General features: G+C 59.1%; 14 protein-coding genes. 12 read left to right on the plus strand and 2 right to left on the minus strand.

Annotation, left to right across the window (positions count from 1 at the left end; genetic code table 11):
- Positions 1–50 precede the first annotated feature (50 nt).
- Together H5T64_12620 and H5T64_12625 are read left to right on the plus strand one after the other, a co-directional pair.
- Entirely contained in the window at positions 51–767 is a 717-nt protein-coding gene (locus tag H5T64_12620; protein ID MBC7265181.1) for a hypothetical protein, read from the plus strand.
- A gap of 40 nt (positions 768–807) precedes the next feature.
- A complete protein-coding gene (locus H5T64_12625) occupies positions 808–1347 on the plus strand; it encodes a hypothetical protein (GenBank protein MBC7265182.1) in 540 nt (179 codons plus the stop codon).
- Between the two features lie 764 nt (positions 1348–2111).
- Here H5T64_12625 and H5T64_12630 read toward each other — a convergent pair.
- The gene (locus H5T64_12630; protein ID MBC7265183.1) at positions 2112–3131 is read right to left on the minus strand and encodes a Zn-dependent exopeptidase M28; all 1020 of its coding nucleotides are present in this window, start codon (positions 3129–3131) and stop codon (positions 2112–2114) included.
- 179 nt (positions 3132–3310) lie between these two features.
- On the opposite strand from H5T64_12630, the gene H5T64_12635 reads away from it, so the two are divergent.
- From H5T64_12635 to H5T64_12680, 10 genes are all read left to right on the plus strand, one after another.
- Complete coding sequence (locus H5T64_12635; GenBank protein MBC7265184.1) at positions 3311–6283, plus strand: hypothetical protein; 2973 nt, start codon at positions 3311–3313, stop codon at positions 6281–6283.
- 12 nt (positions 6284–6295) lie between these two features.
- Complete coding sequence (locus H5T64_12640; protein ID MBC7265185.1) at positions 6296–6823, plus strand: DUF4255 domain-containing protein; 528 nt, start codon at positions 6296–6298, stop codon at positions 6821–6823.
- 165 nt (positions 6824–6988) lie between these two features.
- Positions 6989–8056, plus strand: coding sequence for a M42 family metallopeptidase (locus H5T64_12645; protein ID MBC7265186.1), 1068 nt, complete (start codon positions 6989–6991; stop codon positions 8054–8056).
- An 11-nt stretch (positions 8057–8067) separates the two neighbouring features.
- The gene (locus H5T64_12650; GenBank protein MBC7265187.1) at positions 8068–9111 is read left to right on the plus strand and encodes a M42 family metallopeptidase; all 1044 of its coding nucleotides are present in this window, start codon (positions 8068–8070) and stop codon (positions 9109–9111) included.
- A gap of 28 nt (positions 9112–9139) precedes the next feature.
- Positions 9140–9367: a DUF2283 domain-containing protein gene (locus H5T64_12655; GenBank protein MBC7265188.1), complete on the plus strand. Its 228-nt coding sequence runs from the start codon at positions 9140–9142 to the stop codon at positions 9365–9367.
- A 155-nt stretch (positions 9368–9522) separates the two neighbouring features.
- Positions 9523–9774: a DUF433 domain-containing protein gene (locus tag H5T64_12660; GenBank protein ID MBC7265189.1), complete on the plus strand. Its 252-nt coding sequence runs from the start codon at positions 9523–9525 to the stop codon at positions 9772–9774.
- Positions 9771–10145 carry a DUF5615 family PIN-like protein gene (locus tag H5T64_12665; protein ID MBC7265190.1) on the plus strand — a complete coding sequence of 125 codons (375 nt, stop codon included), beginning with the start codon at positions 9771–9773 and terminating at the stop codon, positions 10143–10145. The genes H5T64_12660 and H5T64_12665 overlap by 4 nt, the downstream gene beginning before the upstream one ends.
- Positions 10146–10289: 144 nt before the next feature.
- Positions 10290–14060: a DUF559 domain-containing protein gene (locus tag H5T64_12670; protein MBC7265191.1), complete on the plus strand. Its 3771-nt coding sequence runs from the start codon at positions 10290–10292 to the stop codon at positions 14058–14060.
- Entirely contained in the window at positions 14053–16911 is a 2859-nt protein-coding gene (locus H5T64_12675) for a DEAD/DEAH box helicase family protein (protein ID MBC7265192.1), read from the plus strand. Before H5T64_12670 ends, H5T64_12675 begins: the two co-directional genes overlap by 8 nt.
- A gap of 70 nt (positions 16912–16981) precedes the next feature.
- Positions 16982–17977, plus strand: coding sequence for a M42 family metallopeptidase (locus H5T64_12680; protein ID MBC7265193.1), 996 nt, complete (start codon positions 16982–16984; stop codon positions 17975–17977).
- Between the two features lie 61 nt (positions 17978–18038).
- Here H5T64_12680 and H5T64_12685 read toward each other — a convergent pair whose 3' ends face one another.
- Positions 18039–19679: a hypothetical protein gene (locus H5T64_12685; protein ID MBC7265194.1), complete on the minus strand. Its 1641-nt coding sequence runs from the start codon at positions 19677–19679 to the stop codon at positions 18039–18041.
- Between the last annotated feature and the right edge of the window lie 144 nt (positions 19680–19823).

Below are 19823 nucleotides of genomic sequence, written 5' to 3' on the forward strand. Positions count from 1 at the left end.
ACCCTCATGCCTTCCGATACTGGCTGGACAGGTGCTTGGAGGGAGCAAAGATGGATTCGAGCGTTGTGGGGACAGTTGTCCGCCTCCCCACCCCCGAACGGCCAACGCCAGAAATAAAACCTCTTGATTTACCGGGACTGGATGAGGTTTGGAATTCCCGGAATGCAAGGTGGGAGTATGCAGATGTTGATGGACAATCGGTGGCTTACTGGGATGCGGAAAAACAAAGGATTGAAATCACCGCCACCACTTTGACGGAAAAACATTTAGGTCTATTTGCTCCGGTTTCTCCCCAGGAAGCGCAAAAGGTGTTTAATGAAAACTTTATTGACGAGAACAATTTCAAATTTGCCTTTCCTTTTGATGTTAAAAGTTTAGCTGGCGGGTTCGAGGTAACGCTGGGGGAAACAATTAAGGGAAGAAGCATGTTTCTCCTTAAACTCCCTAATGGCGCGATTTCCTTTGCCCCGGCGAAAGCCCGAGTTATCAATCTGGAAAATCCTTATGAAACTATTTTAACTCTGCACGCCGAGGACGTGGAGCCAAATATATTATACGGCCTCACTATGGGCAAGGGAGCTTTTCTTGCTGGTCACGATACTAGGGTGCCTGCCGGAACTCCAGTGATGAAAATGGTGGACAGTTCAGTTGAGATGACCTCTCGTTACCCTGGTTACAATTGTGGAATGGCAAGTTCTCACGATACAGATTTTAATTTCTTAGCAAGAAGTAAAGACGGGAGAATTCTTTACATAACAGGAAAATAGTACTTGATTTGCCTTTTTGGTTCTTATAGAATTTTAGTTAATGGCTGCCCAAATAGATTTCCGGAGTCAGAGATTTCAGCTTGTTATTTTGTTAGTTTTAATTTCTTTAACTGGTGGTTTACTGTGGTTCAACCTTAAGCTCTCCAGTCCCCCTGGATTAAAAGAAGAGCCGATATATTTCCAAACTTCAGGCAATTTCCAGATTAAATGCCCCTTTAAGCAGAGAAGTGATTGTTTAGGGATTAAGATTCGAGAAACTGCCGATAACGAAGACGAACTAGTTCATCTTGCTCGGGAAGGAACGGAGTTTGTTAGCTGTTTGGAAGGGGAAGCTACCTACGCTATGGCTGGGTTTAGAAAGGGCCCGGAAAGCATAACTTTCTATCCTTCGTTGGTAATAGAAAATCAGAATAGAAGAGTGAGGTACATTTTCTCTGGTGAGGCATTGCCGAATCTTAGGTGGGTAAAAGAAGGAGAAACTTTGGGCAACCTGGGGCCGCCAATTAAAGAGGAAGAAGAAAGATACAACTTAATCATTTGGGCAGAACAAGACAACCAGAGGCTAAAAATTTTTAAATAATCGCATGAGAAGAATCTTAATTGCTGTTCTACTTACTCTTATCGTTTTGATTATTGGCTTGTTCCAAGCAAAAGGAACTGCTTTGGCGGCACTTAGCTGCGCCCCTGATGGGTCTCCGTGCTGTCCTAAGGATTATGCATATGTAACGTGGGGGTCAGAGTCTTGTCCCCAACAACCACCCCCTAATGTTTGTTGCGGTTGCCCGAGTACCTGTAGCGACCAAGCTTGTTGGACTTATAAATATGATCCCATTTGTTGTGTGTATGTAAATGATGCTACAGGAAGACTTACTACTCTGACCACTTGGGAATATAGTTACTGTGGGGCGACGGATACTTGTAAGGGAACCCCTTATTTGTACGCCGGGCAGTGCGGTAGCAACGGTTGTACTGTTGGTGGGCTTTATAAGACTTGCTGTTACAGTAATGGGACGGTTGACGGGAACTGTCAAGGAGGACAATTTACCGGAACCTGTCCTTCTGGCTCGACGGCAGTGATTTGTGGAGTTTCCAGTTGTGCGGGGATTTCCGCGCCTTGTACTACTGCCGCCTGTGGAACAGCTGCTTGTCAGGCGTGGTTTGGTGCGCCAACGGCCACTCCGCCTCCGGGGGCGACGCCGACGCCGACGAGCCCGCCACCACCTCAACCAACGCCAACTTGTCGCCATACCAAACCCCCGGATTCGGTTTATTATAGTGCGGGACATTTAGTTGGTTATGTTTATTTAAATCCGGATGCGTTTTGGGCGTCGGTAGCGGGAAATCTCAATTGTGTTGGACGAAGGGCAGGTATACCCAGTAACTCACTGCGGGCTGATCCGTGAGCACAGCCAGTTCCGCGATGGTGGCCACCACAGCGCGGGTGAATTCGGTGGCGAAAGTAGTATCCAGGTACGCCAGCACATCGCGGGTGGTGTGGTAATGGGGGTTGAAGTCATTCAGGTCTTCGATGAGTAAAAGGGCAGGGTAGCCCTCATACCAAAAGGGAGCGTGGTCGCTGTTTGGAATTGCTCCGGCAGTGATTTTCTCGGGCGTGAGGGCAATGTCATAGCGTGATATGGCGCTGGCCACCGCATCGCCCAGAGTGCTCGATTCCAGAACCAAATCCCCGCAGTGGATATCGGCGGCACGGTCACCGTCGCTGTCCCAGGCCACCATATCCAGATTGATCACGCCCAGGATGTGGTCGCCACGCCCAGCGGCCTCGGAGGCATAGTGTCTGCTGCCCCAGAGTCCCTGCTCTTCACCGGCGAAGGCGATAAAGCGGATGGTGTGGGCGAAACGGTGAGCGCTCAGCACGCGGGCCGCTTCCAGCACGGCGGCAGTGCCACTGGCATTGTCATCGGCGCCGGGGGCGGGGGCTTGCGGGTCCGCGAAAACGGCATCGGATATAGAATCGTAATGGGCACAGATGACATAATAACCCTCGGTGCCCGGGCCAGCGCCTGGCAGAGTCGCCACCACGTTGTAAATGGTGAATTCTCCCAGGGTGAAGGGGTCGAGGGTAACGTCCAGCCCTAGGACCTCGAATCGATCTTGGATGTAGTCGGCTGCTTGGGTCAAGGCCACCGTGTTATAGGAGTAACGACTGCCGTCCTCATTGCAGTAGGGCCCTTCATCTGCGTCTTGGAGATGGCAGATGTGGGCGATGATCTCCTCCTCTGATACCTGGGCCACCATGCCCGCGATGGTGCTCGAATAGCCGTTAAACCCATTCGCACTGCTGGGGAGAAAAGGCAGGAGAACGAGCGAGGCCACAAGACACAGCGTGAATACTCGTTTCAAAAGGCCTCCTAAGTGGACGGGTCGTCTTCGCCGATTACAAGGGCTTGCTTGGGCGCATTATATTTTGCCTCTTTTCTGCTGTCAACTAAGCGGTTTATACCGTTTTGCACCCCTATTTTGACACTCCTGCACCCTAAAGTATAATCGCAACTACCACAAACTATAGGGAGGTAGAAACGTTGACGTCTAACCATGTTCCCCTGAAGCCGGGCCACCCTGGACAGCGCATTCGATCCCTCATACAGTGGGTGATGAGCATCGCGATGGTGCTGTCGGCGGTGGCCCTCTTTGTTGTTCCCCGTTCAGATGCAGAGAGGCCCCTCGCGATAGTGCGAACCACCGTAACCGCCTTCACCGAGGATTTCTCAACGGTGACCTATCGCCACTGGCCAGCCACGACCGCAGAGTGGGATCTGGCCAGCGGTGTCCTGCGCGTCCCGCGCCATCCCGGTGGAGAGGCAAAAGGTCACCCCGCCGTGGCCCTCGACAGCGCTGGCAACGCCTGGGTAGTGTGGGAGGACCTGCGCGATGGAGAGCGGCATCTGTATGCCCAACGCTACAGTCCCGCTGGAGCGCGGTTGTGGGCCACTGATGTGCGAGTGAGCCCCGCCACCGGCACCGCCTCTTACGCCGATGTGGTGGACCTGGGCGCTAATGGAGCCCTCGTGGTCTGGGAAAACGCTATGTCTGATATTTACGCTCAGCGCATCAACCCTGATGGAACGTTGGCCTGGGCATCACCTCTGGATGTCTCTCCCAGCGTCAATCCCCAGTCCCGGCCAGCTGTGGCTGCCAATGCCAGCGGAGAGGCCGTGATCGTCTGGCGCGAGAAGATCAGCGGCAAGTGGACGATCTACGCTCAGCGTCTGTCGCCGGATAAGACGCGGATCTGGGCAAACGCCGTGAAAGTAAGCCGCTACGAGACGCTGTTGGACCAGGTCGATCCCGACGTGGCCATGGACGGGAGCGGCAACGCGGTGGTGGCCTGGGTGGATGAACGGACGGCAAGCAGAATCGGGGTGTATGCACAGCGGCTTTCTCCCACTGGGACATATCTTTGGACACAGGACGCCGCTGTCGCTGTGCCGGAATCCGGCAGCCCGCGCGAAGTGCAGATTTGCGCGGAATCGGGTGGCGCGGCCTACATCGCCTGGTTGCAGGGGCCGCTGTCTGCCCGTCGAGTGTACGTACAGCGGGTTTCCGCGGGAGGTGCCAATCAGTGGGGCAGTCCGCTGGCCCTCAGCGTGGATGAGAACGGCAGTGCCTCTTCGCTGGGACTGGCGCTCGGGGGCGGCAACGTGCCGGTGGCCGTCTGGGTGCAGGGTTCCCTGGCACGCGCCCAACGGTTCGGTAGTGCGGGCAACGTCTTCTGGACCGCAGGCGGGGTGCAAATCCGCCAGGCCAATGCCGCAGACGTAGCCGTAGATAGCAGTGGGATCGCCTTCGTGGCGTTGGCTGGCGACGAGACCATCGGCTCGTCGGTGTACGCCCAGCGCATTGGCACCGGCGGGGCACTGCTGTGGCCCATCACTGGGCGGGTGTGCGCGGAATGGTACCCCGCGTACCAGGAACGGCAGGACTTAGCGAAAGCGCCAGGTGGCACCGTTGTGGTCACCTGGGTGGACACGCGTCGTGGCTTCTGGGATGTTTACGCCCAGAGATTCGATTCCAACGGGGCACGGCAGTGGCCGAGCGATGTCCTGATCACTACTCTGACCGGTTCCCCGGTCAGGCCTGCGATTGCGGTGGACAGTGGTGGGAATTCGATCATTGTTTGGGGCAATCTAGGCGGGGATGGCCAGGATCGGGTCTATGCGCGCCGTCTGCTGGCCGATGGCACCTTTGACCCCCTGTGGACAGGGGATGTGGAAATCCGCCAGGTCCCGGCGGCATTGAGGCTGAATACACTGGCTGTGGGAATAGACGGCGGGGGCAATGGCGTGATAGCCTGGATTGAGAAGGATCCCCTGAATCCCGATGTGAGTGCCCTGTACGCGCACCGCCTGGACATCAGCGGTACGCTCACGTGGGCGGGACCAGTTCCAGTGCCCGATGATGTGGCTAAGCCTGACTTCAACGTGGACGTGGCAGTGGCTCCGGATGGCCGTTCATTGGTGGTCTGGGAAGACCGTCGTGATGAACCATACCTGGCGGTAGAGCGGGACATCTTTTGCCAAGTGTTGACGGCGGAGGGCACACGGGTTTGGTCATCAGATCTACAAGTGAACACCAATGTCGAGGGTGCGGATGCGGCGGAGCCGAGTGTGGCGCTCCTGGATTCTAACCGCGCCGCCATTGCCTGGGAGAACTACCTGGCTGGACAACGGCATATCTACGCGCAGATGGTCAATATCTCGGGCAAGAGCCGGGTGTGGTCGAGCGATGTGGTGGTGAGCAGCGGCACCGATTTCGACCACAGTGTCCCGGATGTAACCACAGACGACGCGGGCAATATCCGCGTCGTGTGGTACGATTGGGCCTACGTCACCGGGCAAGGTTTCCGCTCCTATCCGAAGGGCCAGGCACTCAATGCCAGTGGCGGACTTTTGTGGCCCGGCGGACGGACGCTTTCGGTGGGAGGGACCCCCGCATCCTCCCTGCGGACAGCGCGGGATGTGGTACTTTGGACGGACAAGCGCAGTAGCACCGCAGACGTGTATGGTCAGCGCATCGCCAGTGGCGGGGCGACGGTCTGGGCGTCTGATAAGCGATTGGTGGACCCCGACCCAACCTATTTGCCATCGGCGGTAGCCGAATCGCTGACCGTGGACACCGTCCCAGCAAACATCTTGTACGCTCGCCTGACGCCTACTGTCACACTGAACGGGGGCGTTGTCACCTATTATTTGTCTAACAACGGTGGGACGACCTGGGAAACAGTAACACCCGGCACGGATCACTTTTTCGCCAGCACGGGCAGTGACCTGCGTTGGCGCATCGCGTTGGTCACCAATTCGACGCAAACCGCGTCGCCGGTCGTGGATCAGTTGCGGATCGAATACAGCACCGCCATGCCCACACTGACCCCTACTGTCACGCGCACCCGTACTGCCACCCCGACCCCGACCATAGGCCCCTCGCCCTCGCCGACCAGTACACCGGAGGAAAGTTTCGTGTATATGCCGGTGATGTTGAAGAAATCCGTGCGATAGGAGAGTCTGAACATGAAGGATTCCGCCCTGGTGGATGTGAGCGAATCGTTGCGGGCAGTGCTCTTCGTGGGCTTGACCGCCGAGCCGGCGCTGGTTACCGACTCTAGCGCCATCACTTTCGCTTCGCCCGCAGACCTGCCCGCCGGCCGCCCGTCGCGGCTCTCGCTGTATCTCTACCGCGTCACGGAACACGCCCTGTCGAGGGCGCGGCGCACCGATGTGGGCAGCCCATTGCACGAGGAGGGATCGCCCCTGGAACTGGTGCTCTACTACCTGCTGACGCCTTACGCCGCCACGCCAGAGGAAGAGATGCGTCTCCTGGCTCGCGTCCTGCAGACCCTCTACGACCATGCGGTGCTGAGTGGTGCGGATCTCAGAGGGGAACTGGCAGGCAGTAGCGCGTTGCAGGTGAGGATTCGCGCCCCCGAAATGGAAGAGTGGATTGCTCTGTGGTCTGCGCTGCGCACCCCCATGCGTTTGGCGATCTCCTGTGAGGTGCGCGTGGCCCGCATTGGGGGCGTGCCAGAGCATCGTAGATAGCGGGGCGATGGAAGTGAAGGAGATGCGGGCGAAGGGAGCAACCATGGCTCGCATTTCGCTTCCGCAGCCCTGGCGTTGACAAATCCTTGACCGGGGGTTATAATCGGCTTGTCGCCTATAGACAGGCGAATGCACTATCAACGCAATGATTGGCTGGAGGTGCCAGTGGACATCAAAGCATTTTTGAAGGCCCTTTCCGAGGCCAGTGGCGTCTCGGGCTATGAGGACCAGGTGCGCGAGATCGTGCGCCAGGAATTCGCCCGCTACGCCGACGAAGTGCGCACCGACGCTATGGGGAATGTGATCGCCCTGGTGCGCAGCACACCCGACGAAGGTGCTCCCCGGCGCAGCATCATGCTGGCCGGACACATGGACGAGATCGGCTTGATGGTAACCGTCGTGGACAAAGGCTTCCTGCGCTTCACCACCGTGGGCGGGTTCGATGTGCGCACCTTACTAGGACAGCAGGTGGTGGTGCACGGCAGCCGCGATTTGCCCGGCATCATCGGTGCTCGCCCACCTCATGTGCTACCCGAAGAGGAGCGCGACAAGGTCGTGCCGCTGGATGATTTGCTGATTGACGTGGGCTTGAGCGAGGGCGAGGTCTCCTCTCTGGTGAAGGCTGGGGATTTCGTGACCATCCAGCGCCCGGTGGTGGAACTGCAGCGCGACTACCTGGCCGGCAAGGGCTTCGACGACCGGGCGGCAGTAGCCGCTATCGCCGACTGTCTGGCTCGCCTGGTGACGATGCACCGCCGCTGGGATGTGTATGCTGTGGCCACAGTGCAGGAGGAGGTCGGACTCAAGGGGGCTGTAACCAGCGCCTACGGTCTGGCCCCAGATGTGGGCGTGGCAATTGACGTGGGCTTCGGGCGGCAGGCCGGGCTTTCGGAGGCGGAGAGCATCGAGATGGGCAAGGGCCCGGCGATCGCCTTCGGGCCCAATATCCATCCCAAGATGTACGAGAAGTTGGTGGAGGTGGCCAAGGCCAATGAATTGCCCTATCAGATCGAAGCGGCTCCTGGGCCCACAGGCACAGATGCGCGGGCCATCCAAGTGGCGCGGGAGGGCATCCCCACGGCGCTCCTCTCCATCCCCCTGCGCAATATGCACACTGCAGTGGAGACCCTCTCCGTCAAGGATGTGGAGCGCACCGGTCGCCTGTTGGCCGCCTTCATCGTCGCCCTCAATGAGGATTTCGCTCAAGTATTGGGTCTTCCCACTCGCCAGTAGAGGAGGTCGAATTGCTTAAGGAATTATCAGAAGCCTATGGGGTCTCGGGCCACGAGGAGCCAGTGCGCGAGATCATCGCCGCTGCCATCGCCGAACACGTGGATGAGCAGCGAGTGGATGCGCTGGGCAACCTGATTGCCCTCAAGAAGGCACGCGGGCGCGGCAAAAAGGCGCTCAAGGTGATGGTGGCCGCCCATATGGACGAGGTTGGCTTGATGGTCGTCAACATCGAGAAGGACGGCACGCTGCGCTTCTTGCCGGTGGGCGGCGTGGACCCGCGGGTCCTATTGGCCAAGGCAGTGCTGATCGGCGATGGCAAAGTGCCCGGGGTCATCGGCTTCAAACCCATTCACAAACTGCGCCCCCCGGAACGCACCCAGGTGCCCAAGCCCGAGGAACTGAACATAGACATCGGCGTTTCCAGCAAAGAGGAGGCGGAGCGCCTGGTGAAGGTGGGCGACTACGTCATGTTCCACACCCAGTTCGCCGAGGTGCCGGGGAGCAGCCAGCGCACTGTGATCGGCAAAGCCTTCGACGATCGCGCCGGCTGCGCCGTCCTGATCGAGTTGCTCCAGGAGAAGTACCCCTTCGACCTGTACGCCGTGTTCACAGTGCAGGAGGAGGTGGGCTTGCGCGGGGCGCGGGTGGCAGCCTACGCCATCGAGCCCGACGTGGCCTTCGTGCTGGAGGGCACCGTCTGCGATGATATGCCCAAGAAGCGCGATGTCAGCCCGACCACCCGGTTGGGCGGTGGCCCCGCCCTTACCATCATGGACCGCTCCGTCATCACCGACCGGCGACTGGTTCGCTTGCTCATCGAGACCGCCGAGGAACTAGGCATCCCCTACCAGTTCAAGCAGCCCGTGGTCGGCGGGACGGACGCGGGGGCCATTCATCTCACCAAGGAGGGCGTGCCCTCGGCGGTGGCGGCTGTGCCAGCGCGGTACATCCATTCGCCTGTTTGCATGACCAGCCTGGACGACTTCGACCACACGGTGCAACTGATGAAGGCGGCGCTGGTGAAGTTGCCGGGGGTGGAGTTGAGGCGGGAGTGAGGGTGTTGGCTGCTGAGGTGTGAAGCCAATGAGAATCACATACGACACGGAAGTGGATGCGCTATACATCCGTTTCATTGAAACCACCGTGACAACCGAGCATGTGGCCGAAGGAATTGCAGTGGACTATGCTGCGGACGGGCGGATTGCTGGCATAGAAATCCTGGATGCCCGCAAGCGGTTCGGCGATCTGGAAGTATTCCGACGAGTGGTGTTGGAGGATATAGCGCTGGTCAAGCCATCCCCTGCCCTTTAGTTGCAGAGAGGGATGCGCAATATCACTCCCCTCTTCTTTCGCGCCTGGGCGAGCACCAGCGCTTCGCGGTGCAGTGTTTGGCCTTTTGGGGAATGGGTAGTGTAGGTTGGCAATGGACGGGGCAAACCATAAGGTTGATGGAGGGTAGGACGAGCATGGAAATCCGCCACTATAAATTCGGTCGGATCACCTTAGATCCGAATAAGTGCTTCGGGAAACCTTGCATCCGGGGGCTGAGGATGCCGGTCGCTTCTATTCTCAGTTATCTGAGTTCAGGAATGACAGTGGACGAGATCTTGAAAGAGTGGCCTGAATTGGAGCGAGAGGACATCTACCAGGCCCTAGGCTACGCCGCCTGGGTCATGGAAGAAAGGGTTTTGCCCTTAGAAGAAGCGGTCGCCGAATGAAGTTCTTGCTGAACATGAATGTGCCCAGGGAACTGGGCAGGCGATTGGCAGCCAGAGGCCATGAATGTCGTCACGTGGGCGATATCGGAATGGCTCAAGCGAGTGACGTGGCAATTATTGAAGAGGCCAAAGCAAATAAAGAGGTCATTGTGACGCACGATCTCGACTATGGCCACCTGTTGGCCTTTTCTGGTGAACCGGCACCTTCGGTCATCATTTTCCGCCTTCGCAATACCCACCCGGATAACCTGTTCGCCCGAATGATGAGCACATGGCCTGAGATCGAGAGGCCGTTGCTTGAGGGAGCGATCGTGGCGCTGGAAGACGCTGCCCTGCGTATTCGAAGACTGCCTATTGCGCAAGAGGGGTAACACGGATCGCGTGCAGTTGTAACAGGGATTGCGCGGCACCACCCCATCTTTGTTCGCGCCTGGGCGAGCACCGGTGGATTGTAGTGCAGGTGATGGATCTGCGGGAGGAATAGTTGTAGTAGTACGACGGAAGGAGGGTGAACCATGGCTCCGAGACGCAAAGGCAAGAGCGAGAGGGCGGTAGGCGATTACCGCCACGACGAAGCGCGACGTCCGAACAACCCGCCCGCTGGCATCGCCCCCACCTATGAGGTTCGCGAGCGCCGAACCACCTCCTACCAGTATGACCCGCACCTGGACCCGCAACTGCAGTGGGCGGGCAAGGCCGAACACACCAGTTTCGAGGTGGACGTGGTCTCGCTGCACATCCACGAGCGCATCGCCACGCGGGCCATCCTGGACGCCGTGCGCCGACCGCAGCCGCTGCAACTCAGCCTCTTTGGCGAAACGCCCCTGCCCGCCGACCAACAGATTGAATTCTACCAGCACGAGGTCGGCTGGGTCAACCGCCTGATCCTGGGCGATTCGCTCCTGGTGATGAACTCCCTTTTGGTCAAGGAGGGGATGGCGGGCAAGGTGCAGATGATCTACGTGGACCCGCCCTACGGCATCAAGTACTCCAGCAACTTCCAGCCCCGCATTGACCGCCGCGATGTGAAGGACAAGGACGAAGACCTCACCCACGAGCCGGAGCAGATCAAAGCCTACCGCGATACCTGGAAACTGGGCATCCACTCCTATCTCACCTACCTGCGCGACCGGTTGCTCCTGGCCCGCGAACTCCTCACCGAGAGCGGCTCCATCTTCGTGCAGATCAACGACGAGAACCTGCACCTGGTGCGCAGCCTGCTGGATGAGGTGTTCGGGCGGGAGAATTTTGTGGCGGTGGTGGCGTTCAGGAAGACAGGAGCGAAAACCGCGAGGGGCTTAGACATGATTTGCGATTACCTCCTGTGGTACAGCCGAGATAAGACGCAAATGAAGTACCGCCAGCTGTTCCTGCCTTCATCCCCGATCGAAGGCAAAGGGGAACAGTATACCCATGTGGAAATGCCAGATGGTAGCAGGCACAGATTGACTGGTAGTGAGACGGTTTCGTTAGACGATTCTAGGGTCTTTCAGGCAGTAGCAATGACGTCACAGGGCTGGACCGAGAGTGGATCATTCAGTTTTCGTTTCAATGGACGGGATTTCATACCTCCGCCAAACAGGCACTGGTCAACTTCTTCAGAGGGCTTAAATCGTTTGGCACATGGAGATAGAATCGTTGTCGCAGGAGATACGGTCCGATATGTCCGCTATTTGAATGATTATCCAGTTACGCCTCTTACCAATATTTGGGATGACACAATGGGCGAGCGCGACATGCTCTACGCTGTCCAGACCAACACCAAAGTCATCGAGCGCTGCATCCTGATGACCACCGACCCGGGCGATTTGGTCTTTGACCCAACGTGTGTGCGGGCGGGGACGCGGGTGTGGGTGGTGGGTGGCCCCCCTCAGTCCCCCCGCACGCGGGGGGAAGAAGACCCCCTCCCCGTGTACGGGGAGGGCCGGGGTGGGGCCGCCCTCGTCCCCATCGAAACCATCCAGGTCGGCGATTGGGTGCTGGCTCACGATGGAACACCCCATCGCGTCCTGCGCGTCATTCGCCGCAAGTTCAAGGGACAGATGGTTGGCATCCGCCACTCCCTCTCTGATACCACGCTTTGGCTTACTGCCGACCATGAAGTACTAGCTAAGCTCCGCCCGCGCACACTGGGTGGACAGAGCGACTGGTCTGCGATTCCCAAAGCATTACGAGGTCGAAGCAAAGAGCTGCGACGGGAAATGACACCGCCTGAAAGAAAACTCTGGGCACGGTTGCGCAACCGTCAAATCGGTTTTACTTTCCGTCGCCAACACCCCATCGGTCCATATATCGCCGATTTTTACAGCCGTGAGGCTCGCCTCGTCGTCGAGGTGGATGGTGCTGAGTTTCATGGCACCGAAGCTGCCATCGCTCACGACGCCGTCCGCGATGCCTACCTCAAATCGCTCGGCTTACATGTACTACACATTCCCGCCCGTGAAGTGGAGCGAGATTCGGATCAGGTCTGCGAGGCCATTCACCTGACCTGTGAGAACCAGATGAACTGGGAAGATGCTCAATGGATCGAGACGGGGAACCTCGTTGTCGGCGATGTCGTGTTCTTTGGACCAGAGCGGTTGGGGGCGCGGATTATCGAGATTCGCTCAGAGCTAACTGAAGAAGAGGTCTACGACATCGAAGTGGAGGGCGCGCACTCGTTCATCACCGAAGTGTGTGTGGTTCACAATTGCGGTTCTGGCACCACTGCCTACTGCGCCGAGAAGTGGGGGCGGCGCTGGATCACCTGCGACACCAGCCGCGTCGCGCTGGCCATCGCCCGCCAGCGGCTGATGACGTCCAGGTTCGATTACTACGAACTCCGCGACCCAGAGCGCGGCCCCGCCGGCGGATTTTTCTACGAAACCGTCCCCCATATCACCCTGGAGAGCATCGCCAAGAACCCTGAGATTGACGCCATCGCCGCCAAGTACCAGCCCGAGATTGACCAAGCCTTGGCGGATTTGAACCGGGCACTTGTAGGGGCGAGGCATGCCTCGCCCTGGAAAGAATGGGAAGTCCCCCGCGAAGTGCCCCATCCTGTCTGGCCTAAGGAGGCGCAGGAGGCGTACTCCAAGCTCTTTGAACTCAAGCGTTCAGGGAAGCTGGGCGCCGAAACGGAGGCCACGCCGCTGCTGGAGACGGTCTATCGCCTGACGGGACACCGCTGGGAGGGCTTGGACGAGGTGCCCGACCCGATGCCCCCGGACGACTGGCCTGAGGAAGCCAAGGAAGCCCTGCGCCGCTTCTGGGAAGCGAAGCGCGCCAAGCGCCAGGAGATTGACGAGAGCATCCAGCGCAACGCTCCGCAGGAAACCCTCTACGACCGCCCGCAGGTCAAACGGGGCGTGGTGCGGGTTTCGGGACCTTTTACGGTGGAGGCCATCCCCGTGCCAGCCATCGAGGACCCGACCCAGGCGCCCATCCTGCCGTTTGAGGAGGAGGAAACCCGCGCTCGGATCAGTGATCGCGGCGGCGACTATCTGACCACAATGGTGAACCTCCTACAGCAACAAGGCGGTGTGCTCTTCCCCGGTGGCAAGAAGATGGAACTCCAGAACTTGCGTCTGCAGAACTTGGGCCAACTCCATGCCGAAGCGGAGATAGAGCGCAACGGCAAAACCCTGCGGGTGGCTATCAGTTTTGGGCCCCAGTACGGTCCGGTGACGGCTTTTCAAGTGCAAGAGGCCATCCCCACGGCGCGAATGAACGCTTACCACGTGCTGATCTTCGCCGGCTTCAGTTTCGATCCTGAAGCCCAAGCGCTCATCCAGAAAGCGCCGGTGAAGGGATTGGAGGTGCATTTCGCTAACATCGCGCCAGATGTTTTAGTGGGCGACCTTTTGAAAACCACCCGCGCCAGCCAGATTTTCACCGTCTTCGGTCAGCCCGACGTGCGTATTTCCCCTGCCCCGTCCACGGGGAGGGCGGTGGAGGGAGCCACCTACGTCGTAGAACTGGCCGGCGTGGACATCTACGACCCGGTGACGGGCGAAACAGAACACGCGCGTGGGTCCGACGTGGCGGCATGGTTCCTCGATACTGACTATGATGGCATGACTTTTCACATCTGTCAGGCCTTCTTCCCCGGCGATGCCGACGCCTGGAACAAACTCCAACGGGCTCTCAGAGCCCAGATCGACCCCGAGGCCTTCGAGCAGATGCGCGGCACAGTCTCGTTCCCCTTCCAGGAAGGTGAGCACAAGCGCATCGCGGTGAAGGTGATCGACTTTCGGGGGAATGAGGTGATGCGGGTGATGAGATTGGGGGGTGAGGGGTATGAGTGAAGAAAGGGCCTTGCTGGTAGATAATCCCATTGTCAACTCCCCTTTCGAGGAGCCGGTCCGCTACTGGGATTACAAAGAGGGGCAGCCGGTGCTGGCCGAAGGTCGCCGCCCGGCTGGCTACTATCTCAGACCCCGCACCCGTGGCCCGCAGGTCTCCATGTTCGAGGAGGAGTTTATCCCCCTGGAGACAGTCAACGCCATCCGAGAGCGGGTGAAAGCCTGGCGCGAGAGGGGCTATCCCGGTGTCACAGCCCTCACCAGGCAACTGCTCACTCATTGGAACAACCCCGAACGCGAACGCAAACTCTTTTTCTGCCAACGGGAGTCTGCCGAGACTCTCATCTGGCTGGTGGAAGCGTCGCCAGCCGAGAAGCAGGGCATCGTGATTCCCAGAGACGAGCCGAACGACCCCGAAAGCCAAGCCAAAGGCTACAAAGCCCTGACTCGCTATGCCTGCAAAATGGCCACTGCAAGCGGAAAGACCGTCGTCATGGGCATGGTCATTGCCTGGCAGGTGCTCAACAAACTCGCCAACCCTCAGGACCGCCGTTTCTCCGATGCCGTCCTGCTCGTCTGCCCGAACCTGACTATCCGGGAGCGCTTGCAGGTGCTCCTGCCTTGGCATCCGAAGAACTACTACGTCCGTTTTGACCTATTACCCCGAGGAATGTTGGAACGCCTCCAGCAGGGCAAATATCTCATCACGAACTGGCATCTGTTCCAACCCCAGGACGATTCACGCTCTCGTGGTGTTGTGCAGCGTGGACCTGAGAGCGACACGGCTTTCTGCCGCCGGGTGCTCAAGGAACTGGGTAACAAACAGAACCTTCTCGTCATCAATGATGAGGCGCACCATGCTTATCGCCCTGCGCAACCCCTTTCACCAGAAGAAGTCAAACAGCTGTCTCGTGAAGAGCGCGAACAGTTAGAGGAAGAGTTTCGTGCCGCCACGGTCTGGGTGAGTGGGTTGGACAAGATCAACGCTGTGCGGGGCATCCACTTCTGCGCCGACTTTTCCGCCACACCCTTCTATATCAAAGGCAGCGGCTACGATGAGGGCGCGCCTTTCCCCTGGATCGTCTCTGACTTTGGATTGGTGGACGCCATCGAGTGCGGCATCGTGAAAATCCCCCGCGTGCCAGTGGATGACAACACGGGCGCCCTCATTCCCAAATACTTCCGCTTGTGGGAGCACATCAACCAGCGGTTGCCTGCTTCTGAGCGGCAGACCACCCGCCGCCGCGCCAAGCCCGAGTCGGTACTCCGCGAGGCAGAGGGCGCGTTGGCAACACTTGCCTCAGAATGGAAGAAAACCTTCGAAGCCTTTCAGGAGAGGGGTTCCCCAGTGCCACCTGCACTGATCGCTGTCTGTGACAATACCGACCTTTCAAAACTGGTCTTCGAACACATCGCCGGAGGAAACATCCTTCCCGAATTGGAAAACCCCTCCCCGACGTTGGGAAAGGCTGGGGCGAAGGAAGTGACCTTGCGTATTGACACCAAACTGCTCAAGGAGGCGGAGAGCGCGGTAGAGGGAGAGACCAAACAACAGGTTGCCGAGAGATTGCGCAAAACCGTGGATACCGTGGGCAAAATCGAATGGGAGGGCGAAGGCGACCCGCCTGGCAAAGACATCCGCTGCGTGGTATCCGTTGGGATGCTCACGGAGGGCTGGGATGCGCAGAACGTGACGCAGATCCTGGGCCTGCGTGCCTTCACCTCGCAACTGCTGTGCGAGCAGGTGGTAGGGCGGGGGTTGCGAAGGCTGAACTACGATGAATTCACCGAACCCGAGTACGTGGACGTTTACGGTGTGCCTTTTGAGGTCATCCCGGTGAAGAAGAAGCCCGTTAGCCGCAGGGAAACTCCTAAAGTACCCACCCTGGTGCGCGCATTGCCCGAGCGCAAGCATTTGGAAATCACTTTCCCCCGCGTGGATGGCTACGTGTTTGATGTGCGCCAGCGCATTCGGGTGAATTTAGAGGATATACCTTACCTGAGAATTGACCCGACGACCGAACCGACTCTCGTGGTCACCAAGCCTGCTTCCGGGTATCGCATTGGGCGACCAGACCGTCTCGGTCCGGGACCCGAGGTGCTTCAGGACCGCAACCCGTTCCACCGCGAAAAGCGGCTTCAGGCGAGCGTCTACGAGATCGCTGCTGAACTCACCCAGCGGCTCAAAGACCGTCGGGAAGACTGGAACGCGCGGCATATCCTGTTCCCCCAGGTCCTCAACATCGTGTGGGAGTATCTCGAAAAGCGCGTCTTCTTCACTGAGGATACCCCGCTGGAGGAGATCGCATTGCTCAAGTACAAGCAATGGATTATCGATCGGCTTAGCCAGGCAATTGAGCCTGACACCGAGGCAGGCGAGCCGCCGATTCTGCCAGTGATCGAGCGTTTTCGTCCCATTGGTTCCACGTCGGAGGTGTTTTTCCGTACCGTACGGTCCACCGTGGGCACGACGAAAAGCCATATCAGCCACGTCGTGTTGGATGCTCCCAAATGGGAGCACAGTGTGGCCTTTCAATTGGAGCAGATGCCCGAGGTCATCGCCTACGCACGCAATGACCACATGGATTTCGAGATCCCGTACGAATGGGAGGGGAACGAACACCCGTACCGTCCCGACTATCTCATCCGTTTTCGTCGGTCTGATAATAGTGAACTCAAGATCATTTTGGAAGTGAAGGGCTTCGAGACGGAACAGGACCGGCAGAAAGAAGTCGGAGCGAAGCGGTGGGTGCGAGCGATTAACCACCACGGGGAGTTTGGAAAATGGGCATTTGTGGTGTGCAAAGACCCAGCACGCTTGAAGGAAACTTTGAGGAGTGTTGGCTCTATTTGAAGGAAGAATCACTCCAGCCCAGAGCCGCTCTCTGCGAATAAACCACATTTCCACACAGGAGGACACATCCGTGAAAGACCTCATCAAACTGTTTGTTGAAACCTACGGCCCCTCGGGCAACGAGGACCGCATCCGCCAGACCATCCGCCAGCAGGTGAAGGACCACGCCGACGAGGTGCGCGTGGACGCCATGGGCAACCTCATCGTGCGCCGCGCCGGCAAGAGCGATGGCCTCAAGGTGATGTTGGCCGCGCACATGGACGAGATCGGCATCATCGTCACCCACGTGGACGAGAAGGGCTTCCTGCGCTTCGCCCCGGTGGGCGGGGTGTGGAGCCTGGGTCTCCTGGGCCGCCGCGTCCAGTTCGCCGACGGCACCGTGGGCATCTTCGGCCTGGAGAAGTGGACCGAGCGCGAGAAGGTCCCGCCGATGGACAAGATGTTCCTGGACGTGGGCGCGGCCTCGAAGGACGAGGTCAAAGTGCGCGTCGGCGACGTGGCCTGTTTCCTGGAGCCGCTTACCGTCGCCGGCGACCGGCTCATCGCCAAGGCCTTCGACGACCGCATCGGCTGCGCCGTCATCGCCCAGACCCTGATGAGCCTCGAATCCTCGCCCCACGACCTGTACTTCGTCTTCACCGTGCAGGAGGAAGTGGGCTTGCGCGGGGCCACCACGTCTGCATTCGGCGTCGCGCCGGACATGGGCATCGCCGTGGACGTAACCCTCACCGGCGATACCCCCGAAGCCCATCCCATGGCTGTCTCGCTGGGCAAGGGGCCGGCCATCAAGGTCGCCGACCGCAGTATGTTAGCCCACCCGGGCGTGAAGCGGGTGCTGGCAGAGGCGGCGGAGCGGGCTGGGGTCCCCTACCAGTACGAGGTGCTGGAGTTCGGTGGCACCGATGCGGCCGCCATTCAACTTTCCCGCCAGGGCGTGCCCACCGGCTGTCTCTCCATCCCCTCCCGCTATGTCCACTCGCCCTCGGAGATGGTGGACTACAACGACGTGCAGAACGCCGTCAAACTCTTGGTCAGCCTGTTGAGCGCGCCCATTGACCTGGGCTGACCTTGACGTGGAGCAAAACACCCCTCCTCGCCGAGGGGTGTTTTCATTGGCTGCCGGCTCACTAGAACGCGATGACCAGCGTCTTCACCCGGGTGTAGGGTAGGGGTACGGTGACGGTGTGGGTGGGGGCCAGGGCCTCCGCCGGGGAGTGGACTTGCGCGACGGGGAGGTACAGCGTGTAGGGAGCGCTGGGTGGGGGAATGTCGTTTAGATGCGCGAAGACCCGCACGTTGAGTGGGGCGCGGCCTGTGTGGTGGGGCAAGAGGACGGCCGCGCTGCTCTGGCTGAAGAGCACGGTTGCATCGGGCGATGACGGGTCAACGTCACTGAGTCTGCCCTGACTGTCGGTGAGCACCAGGCCCAAGCCCTGCTCGGCCAGCGTGGTATCAGGGCCTACGTAGAAGTAGTTCTCGGCGCGGATAGGGCCGGTTCCCAGGTCGAGCGTGGCGGTAAGCTTGTATGCTCCCATAGGCCAGGCGGTCGTATCTATGCCCGCGTAGGCGCAAGTATCGTCCGTCGGCTTGCTCAATGTCACGCTACCCTCCCACACGGATCGTCCTGCGATGTCATAGACGCTGAGTTGAACCGTCCGGCTCAGGATGAGCGTTTCCCGGGCTGCCCATCCCTCGCCGCTGCGGGTGAAGGCGAAGGTGTAGAGCCGAGTTGGGTTCATCGGTACGCAAATGCTGCGCCCGTGCCGTCCGATGGTTACCTGCACCGGATAGACGGCCAAGAACGTTCCCTCCGACCCGGCGGTGGAGACAATGGGTTGGCTCTGCACCCACGCTGCGGCTGGTAGCCCGTCCACCGGGTAAGGTGAAAGCGAGGCGATTTTCTCGTAGAATATAGAATCGGGGATGAGGGCACTGTGGGTGGCGGCGTACTCGTATAATGCCTGGTTGAGGTCGGCCAGGAAGGTGTAGTCGGCCCAGGAACCAGCCAGGGCATCTGCCTCCCCGCTGAGGAGCATCCAGAAGACCGCCGGCACGGTGCGATAGAAGAGATCGGGGACGGCTTTGTAATAGGCGTAGGGCGTGCCGCCCAGGACATCAGCGCCCATCTGGCTCCAGACGTCGTACATAAGCAGGTTGTGTTGCGGCGTGCGGCCCAGGATGTCGCGGATACGCTCGTCCCAGAGGTATTCGCCCACCAGTTCCGCCCCAGCCTCCGTCATGCCTTCCTCGTTCCAGGAGGCGCTCAGGCTGATGCCGTCGTGGAAAGCGTGCAACATCTCGTGGGTCACCACGGCATCCCAGCGCGGGTCGTTGTTGGGCAGAGCCCACGTCGTGCCGGTGTAAGGCAGGGTGATTCGGGGATAACTGCTGATGATGATGCGGCCGTTGGAATACCAGAACCAGCCGGGAGTGCTGTCATCGAAGTGTACGACCACGTGGCGACTCCGCACCGGCGGGCCGTAGAGTCGGACGGCGACTGGATAGACGGTGAGGAGCAGGTCGAGGATGTACTGCGCGTAGGCTGGGTCCACGCTCTCATCCACGCTGAAAGTGAGCGTCCCTCCGCCAGGACTGACGGTGACCGGAACCTCCGCCATCTGCAGCCGTTGGGGGATTGGCTCTCTTTCCTCTGTGAAACCTGCCACCACTCCGCCGCAAAGGAACTGATCCGCCGAATCCGCCGTGACGGGAATGGCGTGCCCTGCCAACAATGAGAGGAAAATCAGAGCGCAGAGAAACCGTTTCATCGCTCTGTAGCATACACTAGGATGCGCAGGCCGTCAATTGATATATGCGCTTGCAGAGAGCCATCCCGTAGGTTCTCTAAAACTAACCCAGGGAAGGTTTGACAAACTGCTATTATCGCCAAATGGCGGCTTGTGGTATAATCT

The sequence above is a fragment of the Chloroflexota bacterium genome, assembly GCA_014360825.1.
Classification (GTDB): Bacteria; Chloroflexota; Anaerolineae; order UBA2200; family JACIWT01; genus JACIWT01.